The organism is Exiguobacterium sp. UBA3968, assembly GCF_002385115.1.
GTDB lineage: Bacteria > Bacillota > Bacilli > Exiguobacteriales > Exiguobacteriaceae > Exiguobacterium_A.
On record NZ_DGCW01000005.1, the window covers coordinates 1,017,164 to 1,043,888 of the forward strand.

A 26,725-nucleotide genomic window follows, 5' to 3' on the forward strand; every position below is an offset into this window, starting at 1 on the left:
AAAGCGTGCAGGAGGTTCTCATGAAAAGAAGATTCGTCATTTTCTCAATCGGATTTCTGTTTGTTTTGATGGGATGCAGTCAGGCTGGTACAGAAGAAAAAGGAAGCTATGCAATGATCGTCATTGTGAACAATAAAGAATATAACGGAACAGAAGCTGAATTGGACGCATCTAAACAACAAGGAGAAAAAATTAGTACGATACTAAAGAAAACAAAAGCATACGAAATGCCCCAAGCGAACAGTCAATCGAATCTCTTTTCAGTCGGATCCACCATCTATGCTGTTAAAGGAACAGAAGATTTCATCATCGTAAAAGACAAAGAAAATAAAAAATGGCTTTTACAAAAGGTAAGGGATATCGAAAACAATCTGAATGGATGAGGTAATTTAAAATACTTTTAAAGTGGTAAACCTTTCAAAGTACTAATAACGCGTGTATTTTAAAATATACGTTTAAACGAGGTATGGTGAGAAATAATTAGAAAGTGGACAGATGGCGCCATCTGTCCACTTTCTTTTATCCTGTTAAGCTTGATTTAATGAGCAAAATCTTTCCGCTTTCCTCAGCATCGATATATGAAACGGCTTGGACATCAAGTTTTATATCACGACCAAATAAACGGTACAGACGCTCCATCAGAAGGTGTTCGTCTGATTGGCTGAATCGCTCCGCGTCAGGAACGTAGTAGATCGATACGCAATCCGGCGTCGATTGGACATATTGAATACGCTCGATATTGTTTGATAAATGTTTGACGATACTCGACAGTTGCGCTTCAAAAATCTTTTGACCATCCGGTTTTTGGATGAACGCCCGCCCCCTTCCGTCAATTGATTCGATGATTGGTCCCGGGTGACCACAGGAACAGGTGCACTGACTGAGCGTCATCCGATCTCCGACCCGGTAGCGAATGAGGGGGGTGCCGTGTGTATCAAAACTCGTCACGAGAATCTCCCCGTCTGTATCGAGTTCGATGATCCCCATCTCATGATGCAGATGTTTTTGACCAAGTCGACATTCCGAGACGATTGGTGCTCCTTCAGACGATGCATATTGATCAAAAACTGGTCCATGAAACACTTCTTCGATGACCTGGCGCTCTTCCGTGTCGATTCGTTCAGCCGTTGGAAAAATCGCAATCGGTTGACATGTCAAGCGGATCCCTTCTCGCTTCGCAAACCGGGCGAGTTCAATCATCGCTGACGGAAGACCATCGATTGTTTCTGGTTGAAAACGTTCGATGGCTTCAAGATACGCTGCCATCGTCCGTGGGGATAATCGTTTTACCGTGAATAAGAGTTGATTTGCCGCTCGATTCATCCGCCAGTAGACGTCCGTCTGTTGACGCTCGGGTACGAGATCCTGTGCCGTAAAGCTGATCCGTCGCATGCCACGGTAGACATTGTGGGTCGCCTTAAAATAATCCAGATGGGCCATTCGAATTTGCATATCCGGTATCGTATATCGTACTTGCAGTGATGTGCCTGTTGTTCCGCCCGTTTTCCCTATAATTGGCGCAACAACATCTGTTTGAATGTCCTCCATTTGCGTTCGTAATATTTCTTTTGACAGTACAGGAATATGTTTTAGTTCGGATAGGTCCTTTAACGGTAAAAGAATGCCATGCAAAATGAAGAGCTGACGATAATAGGAACTGTGTTCAATGCAAAAGCGAAGGAAGTCATTTAAACGGTCAAGTTGTTCCGCTTTGACGTCGATCGTCGATTGTTCTCGTTCGAGGAGCATCCGAAACCGTTCTTGATAGACCGGTCCATAACGTTCGCGATGCAATTGATACCCATAGAGGGTTGTGAAGAGGTGCTGGAGAAATAGAGGAGAGCGATTGTAGATTTGCTCTTTGATACCCATGTCATCACGTCCTTTCGCAAGGGAAGTAACGGTTTCGATGTCTCTACGATAGCCTATGTACCTGACAAGAATATGACAAATACAAGGGAACATGCATCCTGACAAATTGATATCACCTTGGACAGGTCCGATGATCAACGCTCTACTATACTGAAAACAAGGAGGTGACAAGATGTGGCTCGAATCGATTCAACGCGTCATTGACTATATCGAAGATCATTTAGAAGACTCGCTTGATCTCAACGTTTTGACAAGCGTGGCGCAGATGCAAACGTATACTTTACAACGAACGTTTTCCTTACTTGCGATGATGACCTTACCGGAATACATCAGAGGGCGACGTCTGACGCTTGCTGCGCAACAATTGACACAGACGGACGAAAAAATCATCGATCTTGCCTTACGTTTTGGTTATGAGACACCGGAAGCTTTCACAAAAGCTTTCAAACGTCAGCATGGTTGTTCCCCGACGTTGATGAGAAACGAGCGACGTCGGGTTCACGCCTATAACCGCCTGAGCATTCAGGTGATTTTGAAGGGACTGGATCAAATGGATTATCAACTCATCGAACGACCTGCTTTACAGATTTCAGGATGGCGAAAACATTTCCCTACGCAAGATGGTGCCCAACAACAACTGATTCCATTGTTTTGGAATGATGTGAATCATTCCGGTCAAGATGCTACCTTGTTCAAACAAAATGACGGTCAGATTGATGGTGTGATTGGTGTCTGCTCCAATTTCACCGAAGCATCGATGGATTATTGGATCGCGACGACGACAACGGAAGTCCTGCTCGGTCAGGAAACGATGACGATTCCGGCGAGTCTTTGGGCGACGTTCCCAGTTGTCGGTCCGATGCCGCACGCCATTCAAGAGATGTGGCACCGCATCTACCAAGAATGGCTTCCGTCACATGGTTATGAGCCGTTACCTCACGCAGAACTCGAAGTCTATTCGGCAGGCGACCCGTCTGCCGCCGATTATCAATCTGCCATCTGGATTCCGGTGCGTCCGCGCGACTGATGGTTTCAAGACATACGAAAAGGCGAGATCATCGGCGATCTCACCTTTTCGTATGTCATACATACTGTTGCTTAATCAGTAGCGTCTTTCCACTGATTTCTTTCGGAATTTCGGGTACGGCACGCATGACGACATTCAGTTGTCCTTCAAACAATCGGTCAAGAACGAAAAAGAGTTTCTTCTCGTGTTCTTTTTCGAAACACCGTTCATCTGGTACATACAATAACACAATCTCATCCCGCGTCTCTTGAATATATTGCACACGTTCGATACAGTTCGGGAACGCTCGAACGATTCCCGCGAGCTCCCCTTCAAAGACACGGTGTCCATTTCGTAATTGGATGAAACTTCGTCCTCGTCCGTCAATCGAAGCGATGATCGGACCTTGGTGACCACAAGGACACGTTTCCTGGCTGAGCGTCATGCGATCTCCAACTCGATAGCGAATAAGTGGTGTGCCGTGCGTATCGAAGCTCGTCACGAGAATTTCGCCATCCTCATCGCGTTCAATGATTCCCATCTCATAATGTAAATGTTTTTTGCCATACGGACATTCCGCGACGATCGGAGCCCCTTCTGAAGACGCATACTGATCATAGATTGGCGCATGGAAAACATCCTCGACAAGTGCTCGCTCTTCTGCCGTCATCATCTCAGCCGTCGGAAAAATCGCTTTTGGACGAAATGTGCAAGTCAAACCATATTTTTTAGCGTATCGTGCAACTTCGATCATTCCTGAAGGCAAACCATCAATTGATTCCGGCTGAAACCGATTGAGTTGTTCAATATATGCAGCTGCGGTTTTCGGATTGATGTTTTTGATCGAGAACAACATTTGATTGATGACTTTATTTGTCCGCCAATAAACCGGTGCCTTTTGTTGAGGTGAGGCAAGCATTTGACCGGTAAAACTCGCACGGCGCATCCCTTGATCGACGCCATGTGTCCATTTGAAAAAGTCGAGATGCGCCATGCGGATTTGCATGTCTTCTTTCGTGTAATGGACTTGAATCGATTTGCCGGTCGTACCGCCCGTTTTCCCGAGAATCGGAGCATGGACGCGCGCATGGACATCCTCATTTTGTTGTCGTAAGATTTCTTTCGTCAAAGGAGGAATTTGTGTTAGTTCGTCAATCGATCGTAGAGGGAGCTCTAACGCAAGAGAGGAAAACAATTCCTGATAATACGGACTATGCGTTTGGCAAAAAGAAAGGAAGTCGTTTAATCGATGCAACTGTTCCGCCCGTATGTCATTCGGTCGTCCTAACTTCTGCTTCAGTTCTTGTAGGCGTTGTTGATAGGCTGGACCATATCGTTCGTGGAACAGGCGACGTCCTTGTAAAGTCGTCAACAAGTTTTGGATGAAGATCGGTGAGTGAAAGTAGATCGATTCTTTGAGCTGCATGATGTCACTCCTTCCATAGATAAACCACCTTTTACTGATACTTTCATCTTATTTCCAGTCGTCGCCCACCTCAATTAGTTCTTCGTGAATAAACTTAGCTTTTATTTTCAGGACGATTTATTTTATTGAACTCTGATTTACGAACATCTTCTCATCGATTCTTGAACTTACAACTTTTCTTCCATCATAAAAAATCCGACCGACGAATCAGGAAATCTCTTCGTCGATCGGATTCATATACGTGTACCATTACGATTTCGCGACTTTTTGTAGCATCTGACACCCGTAAGCCCGTAATTTAATCGATTCGAGTACAAGCGACATCTGTTGTTCATCCAATCGTTCAATCAACTCGATGATCGTTATCGTCGTTCGCCCATTATATAATTGTACGATCAAGTGGATGATTGCTTCTAACGCTGGACTTGGATAGGGTTCTGACAGAAATTCACGATCAAAAAACTCACCACTATCCGGAAAGAAATAATCCGAGAATCGTTCGAGCACTTGTGGCTGTCCTGTTGCGAGATACAGCATCGAGACCATCGCTGCATCTTCTCGTTGTTTCGGCTTTAAGCGTCTCCACAACAGATCGAATCGTCGTTCATGTTCCGCTTGCATGAATTGTATCGTCTGCATGGTTGAAGCCTCCTTTGTTTTTCATTCTTCCTGTTGATTCTTTTCCTTATATTTTTATTCCCTATTCCATCCAACTGAATCATCTCAGCGTATCCTCTTGCGATTGAACTGACACGATTGGGGGTACATTACAACAGATATAAGAGAGGAGTTTACATCCATGCCAACGCGCCTAGCTTTAGCCGGAGCTACCGGTTACATCGGTCACAATCTACTGAACGAACTGAAGAAAAAATATGACGTCATTGCCCTTTCTCGAAACGGCGATGATAAGGACAATGAGGAACGTGTCGAATGGCGATCGTGCGATCTCTTTTCTCTAGACGATACGATTGCTGGTATGAAAGGAGCGGACATCGCTGTCTACCTCGTTCATTCGATGATGCCTTCTGCTAAATTGACACAAGGATCGTTTGAAAACATGGACTTATTGTTAGCCGATAACTTTGCCCGTGCAGCAAAAGAAAATGGTATCCGACAAATCATTTACTTAAGTGGTATCATTCCTGAGGAAACAGAAAATCTATCGCGTCACTTAAAGAGCCGACTCGAGGTCGAACGCGTTCTTGGTGCTTATGGCACACCGGTGACGACGATCCGTGCCGCATTGATTGTCGGTCCAAAAGGCTCATCTTTCCCAATCTTATCGAAGCTCGTCAAACGCCTCCCCGTCATGGCACTCCCACGATGGACACGTAACAAGACACACCCCGTCGCTTTACCGGATGTCATTCATGCACTTGGTGAAAGTGTCGATCGCGATGATGTTAAAGACCGGGCAATCGATATCGGTGGACCGGAAGCGATGACCTATAAAGAGATGATCCTTCGAACTGCTGACATCATGGGAAAACGACAACCGACCATTGATATTCCTTTATTGACCGTTAAATTATCTCGACTTTGGGTGACGCTCGTGTCTGGAGAACCAAAAGAAACCGTCTATCCACTCGTTGAAAGCATGGTTCATGAGATGGTTGCAGATCCAGAAAAAATGGTTCCAGGGATCAGTGACGGAAAAATTACATTCGAACAATCGGTCCGTGATGCGCTAAAAGAGGAGGAAGAAAAAAAAGGTTCTTCTTCCTCGTCGTCTTCAACACCAGACGCCCTTGACGTTCGTTCAGTTCAACGTGTTCTTTTGCCGAAGGATCGCGATGCCGACTGGGCAGCTGACGATTACATGGATTGGTTATCTTCGTTTGCGCGTCCTTTCCTATCATCAACTATGAAAGATCAAGTCGTTGGAATAAACATTCCATTTTACGAACAACCCCTACTTGAATTGACGAAGGAACCGGTTCGTGATCGACAAATGGCGACATACCGGATTACCGGCGGACTATTCGCAAAAGTCGAGGAAGATAGCCGGGGTCGGATTGAATTTCGGCAAATTCCCGGTACACAGGAATGTATCATTGCCATTCACGAATTCGTCCCTGCTTTACCGTGGATACTCTATAAGGTGACGCAGGCGAACGTTCACTTGCTCGTCATGTATCTCTTTAAATTACACTTATTGCGTCGAATTCATTCGACGGAACAAGAATCAACACACGCAGACGAAATCGTTCCGTCATCTTGATCCCGATTAAAACGATCCGCCTCTTCCTTGGCGGATCGTTTTTTGTCGCTTGCAGAAGGATGACGAAACTAAAAAAATCGTGATACACTGAACGATGACTGAAAGAAAGGGGTTTCATTGCATGCGCTCATTTGAGGAACGATTATCGAACCAACTCGAAGCGACAGCTTCACTCGCCACGTTGATTCAACCTTCAACGGATCAACTCCGTTTAGATAAACTAGATAAATTCGCTATGAAACTATTGAAACGAGAGTTCACGATTGCTTTCGCTGGTCATTTCTCGGCTGGAAAGTCAAGCATGATCAACGCCTTGACGGGTGAATCGGTCTTACCGACAAGTCCGATTCCGACGAGTGCGAACATCGTGACACTTCAACAAGGGGACACTGATTCAGCGATCGTTCACTTTCATGAACAGCCTTCTGTTCGTCTAACAGCAACAGAGCAAGAGGAGCATCTTAAAACACTTGGGAAGAGTGGTGATGTCCGTCAAATCGATTTGACGCATGCTGCGTCCGATCTGCCTCCTGGTCTCGTCTTGATGGATACACCAGGCGTCGACTCGGTCGATGATGCCCACCGTGTATCAACGGAATCCGCCCTTCACTTGGCTGACATCTTGTTTTACGTCATGGACTACAATCATGTTCAATCTGAATTGAACTTCATGGTGACGAATGAATTACAAGCTGCCGTACCGGAACTATATTTAATCGTCAATCAAATCGATAAACATCGTGAAGATGAACTATCATTCGACGCCTTCCGCCGCTCGGTCCATGCATCTTTCGCTGAACATGGTGTCGCGCCGAAAGGGATCTTCTTTACAAGCCTGCGGAAACCAGATCATCCGTATAACGATTTCATGGAAGTTGAACAGCTCGTCAAACAAAGCATTCGTGATGCTCAACCGAAGTTGTTGGCTTCTGCCGCTTTAACGCTTGAAAGTCTTCATCAAGAGCATACACGTTATCTCACACGTCTCGTCTCAGAAGCCCACGAGACGATGGCTGAACAATTGAATGACGCTGAACGACGTGATCCAGAGACGATCGAAACCGAATTAGCCCACGTTTCGCAACAATTAGAAGCACGTCAGCCGGACCGCTGGGTACAGACGTTTTCGTTGCATCGAGATCAACTATTGAAAAATGCGACATTGATGCCGTTCGAATTACGCGAGAAGATGCGCCGTTTCCTCGAGTCACGCCAACGCGACTTCAAGGTCGGATTGTTCCGAAGTACAAAAAAAACGGAAGCGGCTCAAGCAGAGATTGCACAAGATGTGTTGCGTGCCTATCAGACGGTGACCGCTTCCGAGATTTCGCTCCATTTACGTAACTTGATGAAACAATCGTTACGCGACCTTGGTCTCCTGCAGGATATGCATATCGTCGCGATCGATCAGCTTTCACTCGACCCGCCGCTTTCCGTACTCGAGAGTGCCCTGCCGACTGGCATTACGATCACGGGTGAATCGGTGCTCCAGTTCACGAATCGTGTCGCCGAACAGACACAAGCTTGGTTCGTCAAGGAAACGAATGTGTGGCGGGAGCATGTTCGACTAGAGTTGACATCAACTTTCCCGAAAGAACAAGCTGAGCTATTGCAACAACAAACGTCATTACAGCATAAATGGGACAACGTTCAAGCATGGCAACAGGCTACCGTAGCACTCGAGCGATATGAGCATGGCGTTGCCAATCCATCTGACCAACAGCTCGAACAGGCTCGGACACAAGTTTCAGTCTGGGAAGAGCAATTGATTCAGCAAGAAGCGACAATCGTTTCCTTTACCGGGTATGAATCGGTGACAGAAACAACTGCGTTTGAGCTCGCGAAGACAATCAGTGAGCAACAATCCGTCCGGTTTACACCAGAAGATGTTGCTCAAATCCGTCAGCAGCTGAATGGTCTACAGGGCTTTGAAGAAGCCGTCGCTTATTTAAATGACAAATTGGATCGACTGACACACCAATCGTTCACGATTGCCTTATTCGGTGCCTTCAGTGCCGGAAAATCATCGTTTTGCAATGCTTTGCTCGGAGAGAAGGTACTACCCGTCTCTCCGAACCCAACGACCGCGTCCATCAACCGGATTCATCCCGTTGACACTACACACTCGCACGGCGTGGCAGAAGTCACATTCAAGTCGGAAGCAGCGATGCTTGAAGACTTAAATGAAGCGATGGTCGCAACGATGACGTTCGAGTCAACGAAACAGGCATACGATATGCTCTTACCATGTGCCGCATCGCTAACGGATCCGTTCTTGCGTGCTTTCTTGACAGGATTCCCAACCGTTCAATCATTCATCGGTACCGTCCAGACGGTCGATCAAGAAGCTTTTAAACAATATGTCGCACAGGAAGAACGAAGCTGTTTCGTCGATGTCATCGATTTCTATTATGATAGTCCCTTAACTCGTCTAGGCGTGACACTCGTTGATACACCAGGAGCGGATTCAATCAATGCCCGTCATACCGATGTCGCCTTCGATTACATCAAAAATGCGGATGCAATCTTGTTCGTCACGTACTTCAATCATGCCTTTGCTCGCGCTGACCGTGAATTCTTGATTCAACTCGGTCGTGTCAAAGATGCATTCGAACTCGATAAGATGTTCTTCCTCGTCAATGCGATTGATCTCGCTGCTTCAGAAAGCGAACGTCAAGATGTCTTGAACTATGTCGCTACGGAACTGCAACGCTTCGGGATTCGGTCGCCCCGACTGTATGGAGTCTCGAGCTTACAAGGACTCGCCGAAAAGCAGCAAGAGCGAACGGATTCAATTTCCGGTTTACCCGAGTTCGAGGAAGCATTTCATCAATTCCTAGCGGAGGACTTAACCGGTCTTGCTAAAGTATCGTTGTCTGAGCAGACGGAAAAGACCGTCGAGCGCCTCGAACGGTTCATCGTTGCGACTGAAGCAAACCTCCTGCGAAAAGAAGAACGGCTGGCTGAACTGTCTACTTTAGAACAGCAGGTCACGGATCGTTTCGAGGACAATCGTGCTACTTTGATCGAACCTGCACTCAAAGCAGAGATTCATGAACTGTTGCACCATGTCGTACAACGCATTTATTACCGTTTCCCTGACTTCTTCAAAGAAGCCTATAATCCCGTTCGTTTTGCTCAGACGAGTAAAGGAGTAGCACTACAGGAGGCCTTGACGGAACTGTTGACATTCCTACGGTTCGACTTTGAGCAGGAGCTCCGGGTCACGCATTTCCGCATCGACCAATGGCTCGAAGCGGCCTTAGTCCGTCGTCAGCAAGAGGAGCAACAGTTGCTCGAGCAATGGAACGAATCTTTCCAGCTGGCGCCTGTCACGGTCTCTCGGTTGAACGAAATGACGTTCGACGGACCCTTCGAGGATGCAACCCCTTATATTGGTGTCAAACGCCACTTCCGGAATGCGAAAGCCTTCTTTGAGAAGAATGAGAAAGAACAACTGAAGGAAGAACTGGCGACGTTAACTAAACAAGAAGCACTCGCATACACTACTGCTCAAGAAGAGCGTTTGCTGACAGTCGCGACGGCACATCTAGATGTCTCTTTAACATCCCTTTCAGAGCACCTGTTACGCCAAGCACTCGAACAACTCGAGAGTGAACGTGCGACGTTACAGGCACAAGAGACACTGACACCTTATAAACAAGCTGCCGCAAAAATTCGCAATCTGACGCAGCACGTCACGTCATGAAACATGATCAATCCATACAAAAGACCGGAGCGCGACGCGTTCCGGTCTTTTGTATTTTCTTCACCGCACAGGCGTTGGCCAGAACGATTGAAAATAGTGGACGATGTATTGATGGACGTGCCGGACGACTGGGCGTAATTCTGTCCCGACAAGTCGGTTCAACGAGACATCCCATAACATCGGCGGCTCGAACGGGATGATTTTAATGTCATCCGCATGATGAAACCGCAGAATCGGTTCCGGTAGGATCGAGATGACGTCGAGTTCTTGAACCATCCCGATCAACAAGTCCCATGCACCAGACATGAAGAAGATATTCGGTTCTTGCTGCACTTTGCGAAACTCCGATAGTATTTGATGATGTAACATGAATCGATCATTTAAGATGACGAGTGGTTCATTTCCGATATCACTATAAGATATAGCTTCTTTTGCTTGAAACGGATGATTTGGGCGAACGGCAACGACGACTTCATCTTCAATCAATCGAAAACGTTCAATGCCATAGGATTCACCTGGTTCGATCAAAATGGCCAAATCGAGTTCTTCAAGTAGCAGTCGACGTTTGAGTTCAAACGCCCCTTCTTCGATGATTTCAAGTTCAATCCCAGGATGTTCCGCCATGAACTTCGGGATTAACTGTGAAAATAACACAGGGAGAATGACAGGCGGGATTCCGAGACGGACTTTCCCTCGGACGACGTTTGAGCGTTCGCGCAGATGCCCCATCAATGCTTGATGACGTGTCAGAACGATCTTCGCATCTTCATACAATTGACGTCCCGTTTCCGATAACCCTGTCAACCGTCCGTGCTTTCGAATGAATAGTTCCACTTGCTCCAGCTGTTCGAAGTCGCGAATCATCTGACTAAGCGCTGGTTGCGAAATCGACAAGTGTTTCGAAGCACGCGTTAAGTTATAGCCTTGCTCGACAATTGTCGTAAAAAAAAGTAACTGTCGAATATCCACTTACATCTCTCCTTATTCATCAAACCAACGATTTTTTTTGAAGAACAGAATCATCCCTAAAGCAAGAAGTCCCATTGCCCCTAACGTCACGAAATAACCATACCGGGTGGTCAGTTCTGGCATATGTTCAAAGTTCATGCCATATATACCAGCGATGAACGTCAACGGCATGAAAATCGTCGTAAAGATCGTTAACGTCTTCATGATGCTATTCATCCGGTACGAGTTGAGGGAAATGAAGTTATCCCGAAACTCAGATGTCATCAATCGGTTGTATTCAATCATTTCGGATAACTTTAGTAAATGATCATACAAATCGCGAAAGAATGCTTGCTTCTTCGGATGAATCGATAACCGCTTCGATTCAACGACCCGATACAATAAGTCCCGCATCGGCATGACCGTCCGTGAGATTCGAAGTAACTGCGCTCTTAGTTCGAAAATTTCTTCCATCAACCGACGATCGTTTCCGCGTGATCGATAGCGTTCCTCAAGCGCAAACAATTCATCTTCTGTCGCATGGACGATCGGAAAATAACCGTCGACGATCTTATCCATGATTTTATGTACGAGATCGACCGTTTCTTGTGTGTGTAGGCAATGACTGTATTGTTCAAACACGACGTCAATTTCCGGCGAGGATTGCTCATGGTAGCTAACAAGATGCCGATCACTTGCGAACAAATTGATTTCACGACTCATCAACGTTCTTTCATCAAGTGCATGAAGGACAAAAAAACTATGATCCGCATAATACTCGAGCTTCGGACGTTGTAAATAATGAAAACAGTCTTCAATCGCCAGCGGATGAAAATCAAAGGCATCGATCAATTTTTGCTTTTCTGTATCTGTCGGTTGATTAAAATCAACGAAATAGCGTTTAATACCCGACTCTTGTATCCGAAATATATCATCTGTCAAAATGATCGTATCGTTCGCATCGATCAATATACAACGAATCAAGTTCCTCTCCCCCCTTTTATTATTTAAGCGTACTATATTTTTTCAAATGCAACAAAAAAGGATTCCAGAAAGGGAATCCTTTTTCTTATGAACGATTAACCATGTTCAATATAAAAACCGCTCCAATATACTTGACGATACGTAAATTCTTTACCGCTTTTCGTCGTTACAAGCATTTCATCTTCTGCCATGACGGCGATTTTAATCGGAACTTCACCGTGATCCGTCAAATAATTGAGGATCTCAAGATGCCGATTCAACCAGAGACGACGACGGAACCACCGAAAACGACTAAACGCTGCACTGAAGTGGAGTAAAGCGAGTGACAGAATAATCAAGGCAAATGGAAGTGGAATATCGAACAAAGCAATCAAATATACATCTGCGATGAGTAAAGATAGCGAGAGACCCATTTCCGTCATCTCCATAAAAGATGCTTTATAGGTCGCGAAGTAGGTCATCACGCGAAACAACAAGATGACCGTTAGATACGGTACGAAATACATTTGAAACACATGGTCCGTGCCACTGTTGACGAACATGAGCAGTGGCAGGAAGAATAGCAATTTCCAGATTAGGATGGCGGAATAAAATAAAGTATGATCCGTGTAGCGTTTGCGTACGATGGCTTGACTCATATTCATTGCCTTCCCCTCCTTCATGATGGACCGTTTCAAAGTCAATGATGACAGGACATGATGCCTATAAGGGTATGTTTCCAAATTCAACTGTTTCTAATCATCTAATTCACAGTTTATAGAAACTGTATATTTAGTATACGTGATTGGTTTCGAAAAAGTTCACTTTCCCCATCATTTCCCATTATTCGATGTGCTACCGATCCGATTCTCACTCTTGCTAGTCGCCCGGATCTTCTACTGCTACAATATAAGATATTCCAATTGAATAGAATCGAGTTGAACTTTTCATGTACACCCATATCATTGTCGGTGCCGGAATTCTTGGTGCCTCGACAGCTTATCATTTATCAAAGGCTGGTGAACGCGTCTTACTCGTCGATCGGAAGGAACCCGGTCGCGCCTCCCATGCGGCAGCCGGCATCATCTGTCCATGGATGACACAACGACGAAATAAGGCATGGTACAAATTAGCGAATAACGGTGCTCATTTTTACAAGACATTGATTCCTGAACTCGAAGCACTCGGCGAGACGAGCACAGGTTATCAGCAAGTTGGAGCGATTGCCTTACACGAAACATCAAAAATCGATAAGATGGAGACGATTGCGCAAAACCGCTTTCCAGAAGCCCCTGCCATCGAACGGATCGAACGACTCGATCAAGAACGTGTCAAAACGCTGTTTCCGCTCGTTGAACAGATCGAAGATGCCTTATTCGTCTCTGGCGGTGCACGTGTTGATGGACGTGCCTTATGTGCCGCTATGATCCGTGGGGCTGTCGAACACGGTGCGACTGTACTAGAAGGAGATGCTTCTCTTGTCGTAGACAAAGGAGTCGTCACCGGTATAACCATGGAAAACGAACAGTACTCGGCAGACCACTTCATTTTAACGGCAGGCGTTTGGTTGAATGACCTTCTTCGGCCGCTTGACCTTAAAATCGATTTGCACCCAGAGAAGGGACAAATCCTACAACTCGACTTGACGGATTCTACATCAACGACGTGGCCTGTCGTCATGGGACAACGCGGATTGTACCTGGTTTCGATCCACGAAAAGAAACTGATCGTCGGTTCGACACATGAGAAACAGACCGATTACAACTTAAAGCCGACCGTCAAAGGAATGCATGCTTTATTGAATCGTGCTTTACCTGTCTTACCAAGTCTCGAGGAAACGACAATTGATGAACTCCGTATCGGCTTACGTCCCTATACAAAAAACTCGTTACCAGTAATCGGACCGCTTCAAAATCATCCAAACGTGTTCTTAGCAAACGGACTCGGCGCATCCGGTTTGACGATTGGACCTTATCTCGGTAGCCAATTAGCGAAGCTTGCGAATCATCAAACGCTTGATATCGAATGGCAGACCTATGAGCCGACATACGTCTCTTTCGACTCCTAATTCACTTTATGCTTTTTGAAAGGAAGTACGTCATTGTCCATGAAACCAGTAGTTTCACTTGAATTATTTGATGCTTTAGATATTCGTGTCGGTACGATCCAGTCGATTTCGAATCGCACGGATGGCTCAATTCAGCTTGAGCTACAATTCGACGGATTTACACGTTCTTTTTCACTCGCTTGGGATTCACTACGACCTGATGTCCACGAGCTGCTTGGAAAACAAGCGATTGCTGTACTCAACGTACCTGGTCGTACGCCAGAAGAGTCCGGACGAGTACTTGAGATTGGGCGTTCAGAGCAATGGATGCCGATTCTCGTCGTGCCGGAACATCCGATTCCGGAAGGTGCACGGATCGAATAAGACACTTTAATCTATGAAAAACACTCCCCAGTCATGCTTTTAACGGAAGCTTACGTGTAGGAGTGTTTTTTAGTTATGACGCCGTTACATTTTTTCTAAATAATGCACGCTAAATCGTTTGTCATCATCAATCCAGCAATTGACCGGATGAAAACCACTTTGACGAGCGAGTGTCTCAAACTCTTCTTTACTGTATTTATAAGAGTTCTCCGTATGAACCGTCTCCCCCTGTTTAAACGGAACCGTCACGTCTCCGACTTGTACTAATTGATCAAGTTGACTCCGAAGATGCATTTCGATTCGTCCTTTTTCTTCATTATAAAAAGCATGATGTTTAAATCGGGTCACATCAAACGTTCCATCGAGCATCTGGTTCAAGTGCGTCAACATGTTCAAATTGAATGCTGCCGTGACACCGGCTGCATCGTTATAAGCACGTTCAAGGACATCGGTCGATTTTTTTAGATCAACGCCGATCAAGAATCCATCTCCACTTTCAAGGATCCGCGATGAATGACGTAAAAAATGCATCGCTTCCTCCGGTTCAAAGTTCCCGATCGTCGAACCCGGGAAAAAGATGACCCGTTTTTGAGACTCCTCTACCGGTAAGGAAATGGCTTGTGAATAATCACCACAAACAGCTTTAATATGCAATGCAGGATACCGCTCCGATAATTGACGAGCAGATTCCATCAAAAAGTCTTTTGAGATGTCGATCGGCATGTACGTATCCAAGTGCGTAAACGTCTCAAGCAACATCTGGATTTTACGACTGCTTCCGCTTCCATATTCGATCAGTGTATGCACATCCCCAATACTCTGAGCGATTTCCGCTCGGTGTTGCTCCAAGATAGCAAGTTCCGTTCGTGTCGGATAATATTCCGGTTGTTGCGTGATCTGCTCGAACAACTGGGAGCCGATATGATCATAAAAATATTTCGCCGGTAAGACTTTTTGTTCGCGCATCAGACCTTCGATGACTTCTAAACGCATGTTTTGTTGCGGAGTATATAAGTCGTAGCCAATGACCGTCTCGCGCATCACATGTCACCCGCCAATCGGAAGCCGCCAAATAACCAGCGTTTATCGGGTGGGAAGAAGTTTCGGTACGTCTCGCGAATATGATCGTCAGGCGTTACGCACGCTCCTCCACGGAGTACCATTTGATTACACATGAACTTCGCATTGTACTCTCCAAGTGCTCCCTCGAGTGGTTTACTGCCTGGGTACGAACTATAAGGACTTGATGTCCATTCCCAGACGTTACCGAACATGCTCGCAAGTGTCGTCTCTGACTCTTTGACTACGACTGGATGAAACGTACCGTTTCCCATCATGTTGCGCTTCGTAACGGAATCGACTTGACGAGAAGCCCATTCCCATTCCGCTTCTGTCGGCAAACGCTTCCCTTTAAAACGGCTGTAAGCATCCGCCTCATAAAAGCTAACGTGACAGACTGGTTCGTCGAGCCGTAATGGTTCGACGCCATTCATCGTAAAGATCGTCCATTCTCCCGCGTCATCCTTCATCCAATATAATGGCGCTTTCCAGCCTTCTTTTTGAACCGTCGCAAAGCCATCAGATAACCAATACTCTGACTTTTCATAGCCATCTGCTTCAATAAATGCCAAATACTCCCCGTTCGTGACAGGACGTGTCGCTAATTCAAACGGATGCAGCCACGTTTTATGGCGCGGACTCTCGTTATCAAACGCAAAACCGTCTCCTGTATGACCAATCTCGACGAGTCCTTCCTCAAATGGAATAAAGGATGTTTCCATGAGTGCATTTTCAGGCACGTCCGGTTCTAACGACTTTGACTGATAGGCAGGTAATAACGGATTCGTGAAAAAGTTATACTTCACGTCCATCAAAATCAATTCCTGATGTTGTTGTTCATGTTGTAGTCCCATCTCGACCAATGCTTCGATTTTTCGTTGATCTTCTGGAGTCCGTTCTTCTTTCAAGAACTCGATCATTTGTCCATCGACATATGCCCTGTAAGCGATGATGTCCTCGACGGTCGGACGTGACAACATTCCCCGTTGTTGACGAGGTTGATAAGGTCCGATTGAATTGTAGTACGAGTTAAACAAATAATTGTATTTCGGATGGAAGACTTGATAGTTTTCACTATATTCCTGTAGTATCATCCGTTCAAAAAACCAAGTCGTATGGGCAATGTGCCATTTTGGCGGACTCACGTCTGAACTAGCTTGAATGATGAAATCCTCTGCTTCGAGCGGTTCGATTAAGGCGATCGTTTGGTTGCGAACGGTTGCGAATTTTTCAATTAAGTACGATGTCGTTTCAAATAGCATGTCAATCACTCCCTATCCAAAATATTCCGAATTTTTTGGTCCATTTGACTTATACCCCTCCTATGGAAGAGTTATGCTAAGGAAACAAAAAAAAGTCCGCTCTGTTAAGAGCGGATTCATCATACTTAAAATACTTTATCACCGTTGAAGATCGAGTTTTTGACGACAACGTAGTCGACCGTCCGAATCGCCTTCAATTTATTTCCACCAGCGTATGAGATCGCTGATTGCAAATCTTGCTCCATTTCAATCAATGTATCTGCTAGACTTCCTTTATGCTCGACGAACATCTTTTTCCCTTCAACATTCTTGCGTTCGCCTTTTTGGAACTCAGAAGCAGAACCGAAATATTCCTTGACGAGCACCCCGTCCACTTCATGTGTCTCACCAGGCGATTCTTCATGCCCTGCGAAAAGTGAACCGATCATGACCATCGAAGCACCGAACCGAACCGACTTCGCGATATCCCCATGCGTCCGAATACCACCATCGGCGATAATCGGTTTGCTTGCTGCCTTCGCACACCAACGAAGTGCTGCGAGTTGCCAACCACCTGTACCGAACCCTGTTTTAATCTTCGTGATACACACTTTACCTGGTCCGATCCCGACTTTTGTTGCGTCTGCTCCTGCGTTCTCAAGTTCGCGTACCGCTTCCGGTGTACCGACATTTCCAGCAATAACGAAACTTGTTGGCAAAAGCGACTTGATGTGACGAATCATCTGAATGACTGCTTCCGAATGACCGTGTGCGATATCAATTGTGATGTATTCAGGAGTTAGCCCCTCTGTCGCGAGCTGTTCGATCAGCTGATATTCTTCTTCCTTGACACCGACGCTAATCGAAGCGAACAGTTGACGCTCTTGCATCATACGAACGAACGCTAGGCGACGTGCCGGTTCGAATCGATGCATGATATAGAAATAATCGCCTTCAGCTAAGAACAAAGCAATCGATTCATCAATGATCGTTTGCATGTTTGCGGGTACGACCGGAAGCTTGAAACGACGACCGCCGAACTCGACTGACGTATCACATTCCGAACGACTACCAACGATTGATTTTGCTGGAATTAATTGAATATCTTCATAATCGAATACTACATCCATGAATAACACCTCTAATTACGAATATTTTTTTATATATCGGCGATAATCATTCGCCCCTTGACTACTATAACGAACTGTTATCATAGTGTCAAAGAAATTTTCGTGTTTTTAAGGTTTTTCATGAACTTTTTTAGTTAACAAAAAAATAATGTTCGGATTTTAACAATATTGTTGTTGTAAATCAGTCAACCACTGCTCTTCCCAATCGAAATAACTCGATGCCTCCGATTTCTCAAACACTTAATCAGGATAAGGCAAGGCAAGTGGCGGACGCTCATTTTTTGGAAAATAAGCCAGTTGCTTAGATTCCCCATCAATGGCCTCGAGCTTCCCACTGACTACCTCACATTCGAACATCGTTGCTACATACTCGACCTCGTTTCCGTCAGGATACGTAAGTCGAAACGATTCCCCACCAAATGTCGCGATTAGTCGGACGGGTCGAACGAATAGACCCGTTTCTTCATAGACTTCGCGAATGACTGCTGCGACGCATGGTGTAAACAGACATTGTGTTCCGACATGTCGCCGTAGATTGGCATAATAATCAGAGATTGGCATGACCTGACTCCTCCCGGTCTTCTTTTAATAGAGCAAACAAAATAAAATCTTCCCAGGCATCATTGATGAAGAGATTTTGTTTCGCGATTCCTTCTTTACGAAATCCGACTTTTTCAAGAACACGAATCGATCCGACGTTCGCCGGCATGACCTCAGCACGAATCCGGTGGAACTGATGGACATCAAATAGATGGTCTACGAACAATCCGACTGCTTGAGCCATAAATCCTTTTCCGCCATAAGCTTCATCTAACTGATAGCCGATCATGCACGTCTCGGCTGGTCCACGCTGGATGAACATCGCTGAGACATCGCCAATCAATTGATCATTCTCCGTTAAATAAACACCGTAAGCATAATACGCATCTTGTTTCATCAACTCTTGATGACGAAAAATTCGTTCCCGCTGCCCCTCTAACGTGTACTGTTCGGGTAACGGCTTAACTGGCATCCAGTATTCGAAGTGTTCACGATTTCGTAAGTTCATCTCAAGAATAACTGCCGCATCATCTAAGACATACGGACGAATATATATAGGTAACATCATTTTCCCTCCTTTAAATTATTATCTTTAGTTCAAGAAGTTTGCGTGTTTCATAATTCATCCAGCGGGAATCTACATAATAGTTCATTACATTACAGTGACAGCATGATATAAAGAAAACTGTCGAAGAAGGAGTGACCTATGTATTCAGACACTGATTTGCTCAATCAAATCAAACGGCGTGATTCTGTCGCGCTCGAACGATTATACGATCGTTACGAAAAAACACTCTTTCTTTTATTTCGTCGTACACAGGTTGATGAAGCACTTATTCATTCTGCAATGACCGAGTTATTTCGCACTGTTTGGGAACAACCGACACGTTACCCGAACTTCCAAGGATTCATTTTGCATACATTACGACAACTCAGTAGTAAAAGAGAACATATTCCGACTTAATTGAAAGAATCAGTTATACTCTTTCGACACAGATAAAATGAACCCTTTAAATCAATGATGTATTTAGAGAAGAACAGCTTACTTTGTTCTTTTTTTGTTTTGTCCTTTCTTTTTCGATACGGGCATGCTATATTATTAAGTAATTATTGTTGTTCGGTGGAGATACGAAGTGTTTCACTTTATATTCGATGAAATTGATCACGGTAGTAATAATCAGTGTGCCAGTCACACGCAGGAGGCAATACACATGGAACAAGGTAAAGTAAAATGGTTTAACGCAGAAAAAGGATTCGGCTTCATCGAGCGCGAAAGCGGAGACGACGTATTCGTACACTTCTCAGCAATCCAATCTGAAGGTTTCAAATCACTTGACGAAGGTCAAGAGGTTTCTTTCGAAGTTGAAGAAGGTCAACGCGGACCACAAGCAACTAACGTTGTAAAACTTTAATTTCTTTTAGACCCTGCTCCGGCAGGGTCTTTTTTTGTTTAAATATGCTACACTGGCGATTCAAGAAGAAAGGAGATGTAACATGACACTCGAACAAACCGTGCAACATCTTAAAGATGCTATGCTAAAAGGAGATTCATCACAAGTCTCACATCTATTATCTCCCGAATTCATGTTCATCGATGCGTTAGGGCGATCGTTCGACGCCGAAACGTATCTTGATCATTACGTTGACCCTGCGAATATCCGCTGGTTATCCCGGACCGATGATTTTTCATACATCGATCACTTTGAAGATACAGCGATTCAGTATAGTTTAATAGAAGATCGTTTTGAATACGGGGCAACTCAATATGTAGGACGTTTCCGGATCGTCTCAATCTATCGTGCTACGTCAGATGGTTGGAAATGGCACTTTGGTCAATTAACATCTCTTGATCCGTCGTGACGGATTCAAGAGATGTTTTTGTTTTCATTTTCCATTCATCGTTAGTTAGAATTGCTTCTCATTTTTCATTCCGTTACACTGAAGTGGTACATATTTTCTGAAAATTCAAGAAGGAGTGTATCTCATGACGGTTTATAACTTTTCTGCCGGTCCTGCAGTCCTTCCTGCCCCGGTCTTAATGAAGGCTCAATCTGAGCTACTTAATTATGAAAATTCAGGACAATCGGTTCTTGAAATGAGTCATCGTTCGCCAATCTTCGAATCGATTCGAGATGCAGCCGAACAATCATTGCGAAGGCTCATGTCGATTCCTGATACGTACTCCGTCTTGTTTCTTCAAGGGGGAGCTACACTTCAGTTCGCGATGTTACCTCAAAATCTAGCGACGAAGACCAGACGGATTGATTTCATCGATACCGGCGGCTGGTCAACGAAGGCGATTGCAGATGCTAAACTGTACGCCACGGTCAATGTGCTCGCCTCTTCTGCTGATCACGGTTATCGTTTCATCCCAGAAGGTCCGTTCACGTCATCAGCCGACTATTTGCACATCACTTGGAACAACACGCTTGAAGGAACGACGTATCAAACACCGCCTCACGTCGATGCGCCACTCGTCGTCGACGTTTCTTCTTCCATTTTGTCTGAATCTTTGCCAATCGAGGCATTTGATGTGTTGTACGCCGGTGCTCAAAAAAACCTTGGCGTCGCCGGTTTAACGGTCGTCATTCTGAAGAATGAGTTGCTAAATCGTGTTCCTGACACGATTGGTGCCTACTTACGGTATGACGTCCATGCCAAACAGCGGTCTCTGTATAACACGCCGCCGACATTCAGTCTTTACATGACGAAATTAGTACTCGATTGGATTGAAGAGACGGGACTCGAGACGATTGAGGCAAGAAACGTCTCACAAGCACGTATGTTATATGAAGCAATTGATCAATCCACTCTTTTTTATAATCATGTAGCCATCAAGGATCGAAGCCGGATGAACATTCCATTTTCGACCGGAAGTGAGACGGAAGACGCTGCTTTCTTGACCTTCGCTGCGCGTCACGATCTAATCAATCTTGCCGGTCATCGTTCGATTGGTGGAATGCGCGCGAGTCTCTATAACGCCATGCCGACTGAAGGGGTCGAAGCACTAATTCATATCATGCACCGTTTTGAACAGGGGGAACGTTAAATGTATCAAGTCCAACTATGGAATGATCTATCGGATAAAGGATTAAAACGATTCACAGACGACTATCACGTTCAGCGAGAAACAGAACAACCAGATGCCTTTCTCGTCCGCAGCAAGGATTTACATGATATGCGCTTTCCGGACAGTCTTAAAGCCGTAGCCCGAGCTGGCGTCGGCGTCAATACGATTCCACTCGATCAACTTGCGAACCGCGGGATTCCCGTCTTTTCGACACCAGGCGCTAATGCAAATGCCGTCAAGGAACTAGTCATCGGCAGTTTATTCCTAACGGCGCGAAAGCTCGTCCCTAGTCTACTTTGGACGAACAACTTACGCGGACCGGATATTCCGGAGCGGATTGAAGCGAACAAAAAACAATTTGTCGGAACGGAGTTGCTCGGGAAACGAATCGGGATCGTAGGACTTGGAGCAATCGGCGCGAACTTAGCCAACACTCTCCATGAGCTTGGCATGACCGTTACAGGCTATGATCCACATATGTCCGTTGAGTCCGCTTGGCGTGTCTCAAATCAAATTCAGCGGGCAACACAGCTCGAAGATCTGCTCGCGACAAGCGACTACATCACCTTGCATCTTCCGCTCGTTGACGCAACGACAGGTTTACTCGATGCATCACTCTTGTCGAAGATGAAGCACGGCGCGACTTTGCTTAACTTCTCGCGTGGCGAACTCGTCGATGAACAAGCGTTAGCCGATGTACTCCGGTCTGGTCGTCTGGCTAATTATGTGACGGATTTCCCGAATGCCTTCATCTTGTCCCTTCCACGGGTCATCGCTTTGCCACATATCGGGGCATCAACGAGTGAAGCGGAGGAAAACTGTGCCATCATGGCGGTCGATCAACTGCGTCTTTTCCTTGAGACAGGAAACATCCGCAATGCTGTCAATTTTCCAGCCGTCGAGTTACCGTTCACCGGAAAACGACGGATTACGATTGCTCACCACAACATTCCGAACATGGTCGGTCAAATCGCCTCCGTGTTAGCGCAAGAGTCGATCAATATCGCGAATATGATCAACGGTAGTAAAGATGCCGTTGCCTATACGATCATCGATATCGATAACCATGCAGACGAATTGATTTCGCTCGACCGACTGAATCAGATTCCTGGCGTCTTGAAAACACGTCTACTCTAAAAGGAGTGATCCCCATGCCAACGTTCGAACCTTTTGCAGCGTTACGTCCGGATTCAAAATATGCAGCAGACTTTGCTGCTTTGCCCTATGATGTTTATTCTCGCGAAGAAGCACGATCTGAGATTCGTCGTCATCCGCTGTCTTTTTTACGGATCGATAAAGCAGAAGCCACGCTTCCGTCATTAATCGCTGAAGATGATCCACGCGTTTATCAGCAAGCAGCTCTTGCCTTCGAAGAGAGTCAAACAAACGGCATCTTACAGCTCGACACGGACGAGACGTATTACATTTATCAACTGTCTGACGGGACACATATCCAATCCGGTTTCGTCGGGTGTGTTTCCGTTAGCGATTATGAAACGAATCAAATTCGTAAACATGAGTTCACGCGTCCGGACAAAGAGCGCGATCGTGTCCGACATGTCGAACATCTAAATGCTCATACGGGACCGATTTTACTTGCCCATCAAACGGATGCCCAGCTTCAAGAAATCGTCTCGACGATTACTGCAGGTGATTCTCTATACGACTTTACTGTCGATGGGATCACACACCGAATTTTTAAAGTCATCGATCGCCATCATCTGTTGACGATCGGAAGCCAGTTCGCGCGCCACGACGCCCTCTATATCGCTGATGGTCACCATCGTGCTGCGGCGGCAGCCGTCGCTGCTAGTCGGACGGATCAGGAAGAAGCCCAACGCTTCCTTGGTGTATCCTTTCCGCAGGAACAATTACGAATCCTCGGCTATCATCGGGTCGTCGAAGATCTGTACGGTCAGTCCGTCGTTGATTTTCTCGAACGTCTAGCCCATCGCTTCACAATCGCCAAAGGACGTGCCGAACAAACAAAACGTCACCAAATCGAGATGTATCTCAACCGGCAATGGTATACCCTTTCCTACGATTCTGAACGAACAGGGACGAAAGCGAATCTCGACGTCTCGATTTTACAAGAAGAGTTGTTGACACCGTTACTTGGTATCGAAGATCCACGGACGGACGCACGTATCCAGTTCGTCGGTGGTCATAAGGGGTATGCCGGCCTTGAGCAAATCGTGGATTCCGGACATGCCGCTGTCGCTTTTCACTTGAATCCGACTTCGATCGAAGATTTAATGGCTGTGGCTGATGCAGGAGAAGTAATGCCACCGAAGTCGACTTGGTTCGAACCGAAACTCCGGAGCGGTTTACTGATCCATCCGTTTGATTCATAATGCACACGCACTAAAAAAGCAAGTCGCGGATTCGATATCCACGACTTGCTTTTTCTTATACGTGTCGCAAAAGAAGAGCCGACACAGCTTCTACTTGAATAGTTCCCGACAACGTCGTTGCGTCTAACAGACTTTCATACGTTCCCTCAAGCGAAAGAGATTGTGCCTCTTCACTTACGTTGACAACGAGCAAGTAAACCTGTTCGCCCTGACGTCGCTCAACGACAAATGTCTGTTTTGTATCATCGATCCTTTGGAAATGATACGTTCCGGCATTTGCTAAAACCGGATGCTGTTTTCGAAGGGCGATCAACTGTGCAGCGTGATCGAACAAATCACGGTTCTGCTTCGTCTCATCCCATTCCATGCATGCACGGTTTGCCGGGTCTTGCCCCCCAGTCATTCCGATCTCATCGCCATAATAGATGACGGGTGAACCCGGAAACGTCAACAGTGTAGTGAAGAGTAACTTCATTCGATCGATATTCCCTTTCGCACGCGTTAGAGCACGCGGCGTATCATGCGAGTCAATCAAATTGAACATGACCTCGTTGACATTTTGAGAATGCCAGTTTAAATTCCGGATGACTGCATGTGAGAAATCACGAACGCTCGTCTCGCCCGTCGCAAAACAAGTCAAAAAGCTCTCTGTCAAACCGTAATTCATGACGGCATCGAACTGATCGCCGAGGAGCCACGGTTGTGAATCCGTCCAACATTCGCCGACGATATAACACGTTCCGTTTGCAGCCCGGACTTCCTTTCGAAAGTCACGCCAAAACGCATGATCGACTTCACTTGCAACATCCAGACGCCAGCCGTCGATTCCGAATTCCTCAACCCAATGACGTCCGACATGAAGCAAATAGTCTTTGACGTCCGGATGGGCAGTATTCAACTTCGGCATGTTCCGTTCAAATGCAAACACTTCATAGTTCGGGATTGATGGATCGACCGGGAAGGAATCGATCGTAAACCAGTTGGCGTATTTTGAGTCTTGTCCCTTTTCTAAGACATCTTGAAATGCGGGGTGCTCTTCACTAATATGATTAAAGACGGCATCGAGTAATACACGGATACCGTTCTCATGTAGCACATCAATCATCTTGCGGAACGTTTTCTCGTCACCAAAGGCAGGATCAAGCTTCAAGTAATCAAGCGTATCGTATTTATGATTCGATGGTGCCTCAAAGACTGGGCAGAAGTAGACACCCGTGACGCCGAGACGTTGTAAATGATCGACGTGATCGATGACCCCTTGAAAATCTCCACCGAAGAAATTCTGAAAAGCTGGTGCTTCACTTCCCCACTCCTTCGCTCCCGCTGGATCGTTCGTGGGATCGCCATTTGCGAATCGTTCTGGGAAAATTTGATACCAGACCGTATCTTTCACCCAATCCGGCGTATCAAAGACGTCCGTCGCATGAACATATGGAACAGAAAAATAATAGCCAGGATGATCGAGTGGCGCTTCGTCATACCAACCACGTTCAGTCAAAGTGGCTGTCGTTTCGCCATGAACCTCGAACCCATACCTTACCCGCTTCCGTTCTGGACGGATTGCAATGAACCAATAGTCATACGTCGCGTCACTTCCATTGTATTGCATCGACTTCCGTTGCACTTTCCAGTATTTTTCTTTATCCGGATCAAAATTCCAATCTCGGTCTTCTTCTTTTTCCGCTTCCCATTCATACGGATCACCATATATCAATTCGACTTTTTCAATATCGTCTTTAGCCGTCATCAGTCGAACATGAACGGTCTCTTGATCATAGGCATAAACGAATGGTGATAATGCGCGATGAACTACTCCAGCCTGGTTCAAATACTGTCACTCTCCCTTAAATTGATATTTCTCTATCGGTAAAGTTCCTTTCTTCCGCATTGCTTAAACGCATTTGGTAGAAATTCAACTGTTCGACCGACATTTTAGTTCAGTCTATCAGGTAGTTTAAGGTATACTGATAACGCATAGGAAATCACAGATTTCTGACATTACGGAAAGAGAGTGGATACGCAATGGGTCGTAAATGGAACAACATCAAGGAAAAAAAGGCATCAAAAGACAAAAATACGAGTCGGATCTACGCAAAGTTCGGTCGTGAGATTTATGTAGCGGCTAAACAAGGTGAGCCCGATCCAGAATCAAACCAAGCATTAAAGGTCGTTCTCGAACGAGCGAAGACATACAACGTGCCCCGTGCCATTGTTGATCGGGCGATTGAAAAAGCAAAAGGTGGAGCGGAAGAGAACTATGATGTACTTCGTTATGAAGGATTTGGTCCAAGCGGTTCAATGGTCATCGTCGAAACGTTGACGAACAATGTTAACCGGACGGCTTCTGATGTGCGTGCTGCATTCGGAAAAAATGGCGGAAACATGGGTGTGAGCGGATCCGTCGCTTATATGTTTGATGCGACGGCAATCTTTGCCTTCGAAGGTAAAACTGCGGATGACGTGCTCGAATTGATGATGGAAGCGGATATTGATGTGCGCGACATCCTCGAAGAAGACGAATCTGTCATCATCTACGCTGAGCCAGAACAATTCCATGCTGTGCAAGAAGCGTTAAAAGCTGCAGGGATTACCGAGTTCTCCCTTGCTGAACTCGTTATGCTTGCACAAAACGAAGTGGCTTTGTCCGAGGATGATGTCGCACAATTCGAGAAGATGATTGATGCACTTGAAGATCTTGAAGATGTGCAACAGGTGTACCATAACGTAGAGTTATAATCAAAAAGACAAGAGG

25 protein-coding genes are annotated in these 26,725 nt (G+C 45.7%); 13 read left to right on the forward strand and 12 right to left on the reverse strand.

Annotated elements, in window-relative coordinates:
* The first annotated feature begins 20 nt into the window (after positions 1-20).
* On the forward strand, positions 21-383 hold the full coding sequence (locus tag B3S86_RS07150; RefSeq protein ID WP_290750938.1) for a hypothetical protein: 363 nt from the start codon (positions 21-23) through the stop codon (positions 381-383).
* 136 nt (positions 384-519) lie between these two features.
* Here B3S86_RS07150 and B3S86_RS07155 read toward each other — a convergent pair whose 3' ends face one another.
* Positions 520-1,872 carry a phenylacetate--CoA ligase family protein gene (locus tag B3S86_RS07155; RefSeq protein WP_290750942.1) on the reverse strand — a complete coding sequence of 451 codons (1,353 nt, stop codon included), beginning with the start codon at positions 1,870-1,872 and terminating at the stop codon, positions 520-522.
* A gap of 172 nt (positions 1,873-2,044) precedes the next feature.
* Between B3S86_RS07155 and B3S86_RS07160 the strand changes: the two genes are divergently transcribed.
* A complete protein-coding gene (locus B3S86_RS07160; RefSeq protein WP_290750945.1) occupies positions 2,045-2,899 on the forward strand; it encodes an AraC family transcriptional regulator in 855 nt (284 codons plus the stop codon).
* 55 nt (positions 2,900-2,954) lie between these two features.
* Here the strand turns inward: B3S86_RS07160 and B3S86_RS07165 are convergent, their stop codons facing one another.
* Both B3S86_RS07165 and B3S86_RS07170 read right to left on the reverse strand, forming a co-directional pair.
* A complete protein-coding gene (locus B3S86_RS07165; RefSeq protein ID WP_035407506.1) occupies positions 2,955-4,304 on the reverse strand; it encodes a phenylacetate--CoA ligase family protein in 1,350 nt (449 codons plus the stop codon).
* Between the two features lie 249 nt (positions 4,305-4,553).
* Entirely contained in the window at positions 4,554-4,943 is a 390-nt protein-coding gene (locus tag B3S86_RS07170) for a hypothetical protein (protein ID WP_035407503.1), read from the reverse strand.
* Between the two features lie 160 nt (positions 4,944-5,103).
* Between B3S86_RS07170 and B3S86_RS07175 the strand changes: the two genes are divergently transcribed.
* Positions 5,104-6,528 carry an NAD(P)H-binding protein gene (locus B3S86_RS07175; RefSeq protein ID WP_290750952.1) on the forward strand — a complete coding sequence of 475 codons (1,425 nt, stop codon included), beginning with the start codon at positions 5,104-5,106 and terminating at the stop codon, positions 6,526-6,528.
* Positions 6,529-6,649: 121 nt separating this feature from the next.
* Entirely contained in the window at positions 6,650-10,237 is a 3,588-nt protein-coding gene (locus B3S86_RS07180) for a dynamin family protein (RefSeq protein ID WP_290750955.1), read from the forward strand.
* 60 nt (positions 10,238-10,297) lie between these two features.
* Here the strand turns inward: B3S86_RS07180 and B3S86_RS07185 are convergent, their stop codons facing one another.
* From B3S86_RS07185 to B3S86_RS07195, 3 genes are all read right to left on the reverse strand, one after another.
* Positions 10,298-11,206: a LysR family transcriptional regulator gene (locus B3S86_RS07185; RefSeq protein WP_290750958.1), complete on the reverse strand. Its 909-nt coding sequence runs from the start codon at positions 11,204-11,206 to the stop codon at positions 10,298-10,300.
* Between the two features lie 12 nt (positions 11,207-11,218).
* Positions 11,219-12,169 carry a magnesium/cobalt transporter CorA gene (corA, locus tag B3S86_RS07190; protein WP_290750961.1) on the reverse strand — a complete coding sequence of 317 codons (951 nt, stop codon included), beginning with the start codon at positions 12,167-12,169 and terminating at the stop codon, positions 11,219-11,221.
* Positions 12,170-12,264: 95 nt separating this feature from the next.
* Positions 12,265-12,813: a hypothetical protein gene (locus tag B3S86_RS07195; RefSeq protein WP_035407488.1), complete on the reverse strand. Its 549-nt coding sequence runs from the start codon at positions 12,811-12,813 to the stop codon at positions 12,265-12,267.
* 284 nt (positions 12,814-13,097) lie between these two features.
* Between B3S86_RS07195 and B3S86_RS07200 the strand changes: the two genes are divergently transcribed.
* Positions 13,098-14,216 (forward strand): NAD(P)/FAD-dependent oxidoreductase, encoded by a 1,119-nt coding sequence (locus B3S86_RS07200; RefSeq protein WP_035407485.1) that lies wholly within the window; start codon positions 13,098-13,100, stop codon positions 14,214-14,216.
* 39 nt (positions 14,217-14,255) lie between these two features.
* Entirely contained in the window at positions 14,256-14,579 is a 324-nt protein-coding gene (locus tag B3S86_RS07205) for a hypothetical protein (protein WP_056061877.1), read from the forward strand.
* A gap of 84 nt (positions 14,580-14,663) precedes the next feature.
* Here the strand turns inward: B3S86_RS07205 and egtD are convergent, their stop codons facing one another.
* The 5 genes from egtD to B3S86_RS07230 all read right to left on the reverse strand — a co-directional run bounded on the left by egtD (position 14,664) and on the right by B3S86_RS07230 (position 19,114).
* A complete protein-coding gene (gene egtD, locus B3S86_RS07210; protein ID WP_056061879.1) occupies positions 14,664-15,620 on the reverse strand; it encodes an L-histidine N(alpha)-methyltransferase in 957 nt (318 codons plus the stop codon).
* A complete protein-coding gene (gene egtB / locus B3S86_RS07215) occupies positions 15,620-16,900 on the reverse strand; it encodes an ergothioneine biosynthesis protein EgtB (RefSeq protein ID WP_290750968.1) in 1,281 nt (426 codons plus the stop codon). Before egtB ends, egtD begins: the two co-directional genes overlap by 1 nt.
* 125 nt (positions 16,901-17,025) lie before the next feature.
* Positions 17,026-18,009, reverse strand: a complete 984-nt coding sequence (guaC, locus tag B3S86_RS07220; RefSeq protein WP_035407471.1) for a GMP reductase — start codon at positions 18,007-18,009, stop codon at positions 17,026-17,028.
* Positions 18,010-18,249: 240 nt separating this feature from the next.
* Entirely contained in the window at positions 18,250-18,570 is a 321-nt protein-coding gene (locus B3S86_RS07225) for an NUDIX domain-containing protein (RefSeq protein WP_290750972.1), read from the reverse strand.
* Positions 18,557-19,114, reverse strand: a complete 558-nt coding sequence (locus tag B3S86_RS07230) for a GNAT family N-acetyltransferase (RefSeq protein ID WP_290750975.1) — start codon at positions 19,112-19,114, stop codon at positions 18,557-18,559. Before B3S86_RS07230 ends, B3S86_RS07225 begins: the two co-directional genes overlap by 14 nt.
* A 141-nt stretch (positions 19,115-19,255) precedes the next feature.
* Between B3S86_RS07230 and B3S86_RS07235 the strand changes: the two genes are divergently transcribed.
* The 6 genes from B3S86_RS07235 to B3S86_RS07260 all read left to right on the forward strand — a co-directional run bounded on the left by B3S86_RS07235 (position 19,256) and on the right by B3S86_RS07260 (position 23,973).
* A complete protein-coding gene (locus B3S86_RS07235) occupies positions 19,256-19,513 on the forward strand; it encodes a hypothetical protein (RefSeq protein ID WP_035407462.1) in 258 nt (85 codons plus the stop codon).
* 247 nt (positions 19,514-19,760) lie between these two features.
* Complete coding sequence (locus B3S86_RS07240; RefSeq protein WP_023468529.1) at positions 19,761-19,961, forward strand: cold-shock protein; 201 nt, start codon at positions 19,761-19,763, stop codon at positions 19,959-19,961.
* 82 nt (positions 19,962-20,043) lie between these two features.
* Complete coding sequence (locus B3S86_RS07245) at positions 20,044-20,409, forward strand: nuclear transport factor 2 family protein (protein WP_290750979.1); 366 nt, start codon at positions 20,044-20,046, stop codon at positions 20,407-20,409.
* 124 nt (positions 20,410-20,533) lie between these two features.
* Complete coding sequence (gene serC, locus B3S86_RS07250; RefSeq protein ID WP_290750982.1) at positions 20,534-21,598, forward strand: 3-phosphoserine/phosphohydroxythreonine transaminase; 1,065 nt, start codon at positions 20,534-20,536, stop codon at positions 21,596-21,598.
* Positions 21,599-22,756 (forward strand): phosphoglycerate dehydrogenase, encoded by a 1,158-nt coding sequence (locus B3S86_RS07255; RefSeq protein ID WP_290750985.1) that lies wholly within the window; start codon positions 21,599-21,601, stop codon positions 22,754-22,756.
* Between the two features lie 14 nt (positions 22,757-22,770).
* Entirely contained in the window at positions 22,771-23,973 is a 1,203-nt protein-coding gene (locus tag B3S86_RS07260; RefSeq protein WP_290750988.1) for a DUF1015 domain-containing protein, read from the forward strand.
* Between the two features lie 55 nt (positions 23,974-24,028).
* On the opposite strand, the gene B3S86_RS07265 is transcribed toward B3S86_RS07260, so the two are convergent.
* Positions 24,029-25,801, reverse strand: a complete 1,773-nt coding sequence (locus B3S86_RS07265) for a glycoside hydrolase family 13 protein (protein ID WP_290750991.1) — start codon at positions 25,799-25,801, stop codon at positions 24,029-24,031.
* 194 nt (positions 25,802-25,995) lie between these two features.
* Here B3S86_RS07265 and B3S86_RS07270 point away from each other — a divergent pair, with 194 nt between their 5' ends.
* A complete protein-coding gene (locus B3S86_RS07270; RefSeq protein ID WP_023468535.1) occupies positions 25,996-26,709 on the forward strand; it encodes a YebC/PmpR family DNA-binding transcriptional regulator in 714 nt (237 codons plus the stop codon).
* Positions 26,710-26,725: the final 16 nt, after the last annotated feature.